At 70.8% G+C, this 4,929-nt stretch carries 3 protein-coding genes; all 3 read left to right on the forward strand.

Going from position 1 to position 4,929, the window contains the following annotated elements; genetic code table 11:
* The coding region (gltB, locus tag Q7T15_RS05045) for a glutamate synthase large subunit (protein ID WP_304693911.1) at positions 1-3,304 on the forward strand (3,304 nt) is incomplete at its 5' end.
* Positions 3,297-4,754, forward strand: a complete 1,458-nt coding sequence (locus tag Q7T15_RS05050; RefSeq protein ID WP_304693914.1) for a glutamate synthase subunit beta — start codon at positions 3,297-3,299, stop codon at positions 4,752-4,754. The genes gltB and Q7T15_RS05050, both read left to right, overlap by 8 nt.
* A gap of 55 nt (positions 4,755-4,809) precedes the next feature.
* On the forward strand, positions 4,810-4,929 hold a 120-nt coding region (locus Q7T15_RS05055; RefSeq protein ID WP_304693916.1), incomplete at its 3' end, for a pyruvate kinase.

Raw genomic sequence — 4,929 nt, forward strand, 5'->3', positions numbered from 1 at the left:
GCCCGACGAGGAGGTCAAGCAGCAGCTCGCCGCGATGGAGCCGTGGGGCGAGTGGCTCGAATCGAGCCGCATCCACCTCGCCGACCTGCCCGACCGCGAGCACGTCGCGCACACCGCCGCATCCGTCACCCGCCGCCAGCGCACCTTCGGCTACACCGAGGAGGAGGTGCGGATCCTCATCGCGCCGATGGCGAAGACCGGCGCCGAGCCGCTCGGCGCGATGGGCTCCGACACCCCGATCGCCGTGCTCTCCGAGCGCCCGCGCCTGATCTTCGACTACTTCACGCAGCAATTCGCGCAGGTCACGAACCCGCCCCTCGACTCGATCCGCGAGGAGGTCGTGACGTCGATGCGTCTCGGCCTCGGGCCCGAGCGCAACCTGCTCACGGCGACAGCGCGCCACGCGCGCCAGGTCGTGCTCGACTTCCCGATCATCGACAACGACGAGCTCGCGAAGATCCAGCACATCGACTCGCGGCCGGGCAGCTCGCTCACGACGACGATCAAGGGCCTCTACCGCGTCGACAAGGGCCCGAAGGCCCTCGAGAAGCGCATCGCGGCGATGTGCGCGGAGGTCGACGAGGCGATCGCCGACGGCGCCGAGTTCATCGTGCTGAGCGATCGCGACTCCACGGCGGACCTCGCGCCCGTGCCCTCGCTGCTCATGCTCGCCGCGGTGCACCACCACCTCATCCGCACCGAGAAGCGCATGCAGGTCGGCCTCATCGTCGAGACGGGCGACGTGCGCGAGGTGCACCACTGCGCCGTCCTCATCGGCTACGGCGCCTCGGCGATCAACCCCTACCTCGCGATGGAGACGGTCGAGAACCTGGTCCGCAGCGGCATGATCACGGGGATCACCCCCGAGAGGGCCGTCCGCAACGTCATCAAGGCGCTCGGCAAGGGCGTGCTCAAGATCATGTCGAAGATGGGGATCTCGACGGTCGGCTCATACGCCGGCGCCCAGGCCTTCGAGGCCGTGGGTCTCAGCCAGGAGTTCGTCGACCGCTACTTCACCGGCACCTCGAGCGTGCTCGGCGGGGTCGGGATCGAGACGATCGCAGAGGAGAACGCGCGCCGGCACGCGCTCGCGTACCCCGCATCCGCGCCCGTCAACCCGCACGAGCGGCTGCAGACGGGCGGCGAGTACCAGTGGCGCCGCGAGGGGCCGCCCCACCTGTTCAACCCCGAGACGGTCTTCCGCCTCCAGCACGCGACGCGCGAGAAGCGGTACGACATCTTCCGCGACTACACGCGCGCGGTCGACGAGCAGGCCGAGAACCTCATGACCCTGCGCGGGCTCTTCCGGCTCAAGACGGAGGACCGCCGCCCCGTGCCGATCGACGAGGTCGAGTCGGTCGAGTCGATCATCTCCCGCTTCACCACGGGCGCGATGAGCATGGGCGCGATCAGCCCCGAGATGCACGAGACGCTCGCCGTCGCGATGAACCGCATCGGCGGCCGCAGCAACACCGGGGAGGGCGGCGAGAGCCCGGAGCGCCTGCTCGACCCCGAGAAGCGCAGCGCGATCAAGCAGGTCGCGTCCGGCCGGTTCGGCGTCACGAGCCTCTACCTGAGCCACGCCGACGACATCCAGATCAAGATGGCGCAGGGCGCCAAGCCCGGGGAGGGCGGCCAGCTGCCCGCCAACAAGGTGTACCCGTGGATCGCGCGACTGCGCCACGGCACCGCGGGCGTCGGCCTCATCTCGCCGCCGCCGCACCACGACATCTACTCGATCGAAGACCTCAAGCAGCTCATCTTCGACCTCAAGCGCTCCAACCCGAGCGCGCGCATCCACGTGAAGCTCGTCAGCCAGTCGGGCATCGGCGCGGTGGCGGCGGGCGTCGCGAAGGCGAAGGCCGACGTCATCCTGATCTCGGGGCACGACGGCGGCACCGGCGCGAGCCCGCTCAACTCGCTCAAGCACGCGGGCACCCCGTGGGAGCTCGGTCTCGCCGAGGCGCAGCAGACGCTCATGCTCAACAGCATGCGCGGGCGCGTCACCGTCCAGGCCGACGGCCAGATGAAGACCGGCCGCGACGTCATCATCGCGGCGCTGCTCGGCGCCGAGGAGTTCGGCTTCGCGACGGCCCCGATGGTCGTCTCGGGCTGCATCCTCATGCGCGTGTGCCACCTCGACACGTGCCCCGTCGGCGTCGCGACGCAGAACCCCGAGCTGCGCAAGCGCTTCACGGGCACGCCCGAGTTCGTCATCACGTTCTTCGAGTTCCTCGCCCAGGAGGTGCGCGAGTACCTCGCGGCGCTCGGGTTCCGCAGCCTCGAGGAGGCCGTCGGCCACACCGAGCTGCTCGACGTCGACCGCGCCATCCGGCATTGGAAGGCCGACGGGCTCGACCTGTCGCCCATCCTCTCGGGCCCCGCCTTCGACGCGTCGGCCCCGCGCACCAAGCGCGAGGAGCAGGACCACGAGCTCGAGGAGCACTTCGACAACGAGCTGATCCGCCTGAGCGCCGACGCGCTCGAGCACGGGCATCCGGTGCGCATCGATCTGCCGATCCGCAACACCGAGCGCGCGGTCGGCACGATGCTCGGCCACCACGTCACGATGAAGCACGGCGAGATGGGCCTCGCGCCCGACACGATCGACGTCACGCTCTCCGGCTCGGCGGGGCAGAGTCTCGGCGCCTTCATGCCGCGCGGCATCACGCTGCGTCTCTACGGCGACAGCAACGACTACGTCGGCAAGGGGCTCTCGGGCGGCCGCGTCATCGTGCGCCCCGCGCGCGACGCCGTCTTCCACGCCGAGCGCAACGTCATCGCCGGCAACGTCATCGGCTACGGCGCGACGAGCGGCGAGATGTTCATCCGCGGCATCGTGGGCGAGCGCTTCCTCGTGCGCAACTCGGGCGCCACGGCGGTCGTCGAGGGCGTGGGCGACCACGCGCTCGAGTACATGACGGGCGGTGTCGCGGTCATCCTCGGCTCGACCGGCCGCAACCTCGGCGCCGGCATGTCGGGCGGCATCGCGTACGTCCACGACCTGCGCCGCGAGCGCGTCAACCGCGACGCGCTCGAGGGCGGCGAGCTGTCGCTCGTCCCGCTCGACGCCGACGACCGCGCCGAGCTCAGCGCCCTCCTTCGGCGCCACCACGACGAGACGGAGTCGGCTCTCGCCGCTCGCCTCATCGCGGAGGGCGACGCCGCGCTCGACCGATTCGTGAAGGTTCTCCCGCGCGACTACGCCGCCGTCCTCGCGACGCGGCAGACCGCGCTCGACGAAGGCCTCGACCCCGACGGAGACGTCGTGTGGGGCCGCATCCTGGAGGTGACCGGTGGCTGATCCCCGCGGTTTTCTGAACGTGCCCGAGCGGGAGCTCCCGCCGCGCCGACCCGTCCCGATCCGCCTCATGGACTGGAAGGAGGTGTACGAGGCCGGCGACTCCGCCGTCCTCAAGCGCCAGGCCGGCCGCTGCATGGACTGCGGGATCCCGTTCTGCCACCAGGGCTGCCCGCTGGGCAACCTCATCCCCGAGTGGAACGACCTCACGTGGCGCGGCGAGGGCCGTCAGGCCATCGACCGCCTGCACGCGACGAACAACTTCCCCGAGTTCACGGGCAAGCTGTGCCCCGCTCCGTGCGAGGCCTCGTGCGTGCTCGGCATCAACCAGCCCCCCGTGACGATCAAGCAGGTCGAGGCGTCGATCATCGAGCAGGCGTGGCAGAACGGCTGGGTCCAGCCGCTCCCGCCCGAGCGCCTCACCGGCAAGACCGTCGCCGTCGTCGGCTCCGGCCCGGCCGGGCTCGCCGCGGCGCAGCAGCTCACCCGCGCCGGCCACACCGTCGCCGTCTTCGAGAAGGATGACCGGATCGGCGGCCTGCTCCGGTACGGCATCCCCGATTTCAAGATGGAGAAGCGCCACCTCGATGCGCGCCTGACGCAGATGCAGGCCGAGGGGACCCGGTTCCGCGCGGGCGTCGAGATCGGCCGCGACATCACGTGGAGCGACCTCCGCACCCGGTACGACGCCGTCGTGATCGCGACGGGCGCTCCCGTGCCGCGCGACCTGCCCATCCCGGGCCGCGACGCGCTCGGTGTGCACTTCGCGATGGAGTACCTCGCGCAGTCCAACCGCGTGCAGGCCGGCGACCGCGTCTCCGAGCAGATCACGGCCGAGGGCAAGCACGTCATCGTGCTCGGCGGTGGTGACACCGGTGCGGACTGCATTGGCACCGCCCACCGCCAGGGCGCGCTCAGCGTGACGAATCTCGCCATCGGCGTGCAACCGCCGAGCGAGCGCCCCGAGAACCAGCCGTGGCCCATGCAGCCGACGCTGTTCGAGGTGCAGTCGGCCCACGAGGAGGGCGGCGAGCGCATGTACCTGGCCTCGACCGTCGAGTTCCTCACGAACGACGCGGGCGAGGTGCGCGCCGTCGTCGTGGCCGAGACCGACTTCGTTGACGGTCGCCGCGTGCCGAAGCCGGGCACCGAGCGCGAGCTGCCGGCCGACCTCGTTCTGCTGTCGCTCGGCTTCACGGGCGCCGAGACCGCGACGCTTACGGAACAGTTCCCGCTGCCCGTGGATGCGCGCGGCACGATCCGCCGGGATGCCGACTACACGACGGTCGAGCCGGGCGTCTTCGTCGCCGGCGACGCGGGACGCGGCGCGTCGCTCATCGTGTGGGCGATCGCGGAGGGCCGGGCAGCGGCCGCCGAGATCGACCGCTACCTGCAGGGCACCACCGATCTTCCCGCACCCGTGCGGGCGACAGACCGCCCCATCGCGGTCTGACTCCATGGCGGCTCGCCGCCGTGTCTACCACCACCCCAACTCACTGAAGGACCCCATGAGACGAGCAAAGATCGTCGCGACCCTCGGGCCGGCGACGTCGAGCTACGAGAACATTCGCGCCATCATCGAGGCCGGCGTCGACGTCGCCCGCATGAACCTCAGCCACGGAACGTAC

The sequence above is a fragment of the Microcella sp. genome, assembly GCF_030645145.1.
In the GTDB taxonomy this organism is placed as follows: domain Bacteria; phylum Actinomycetota; class Actinomycetes; order Actinomycetales; family Microbacteriaceae; genus Microcella.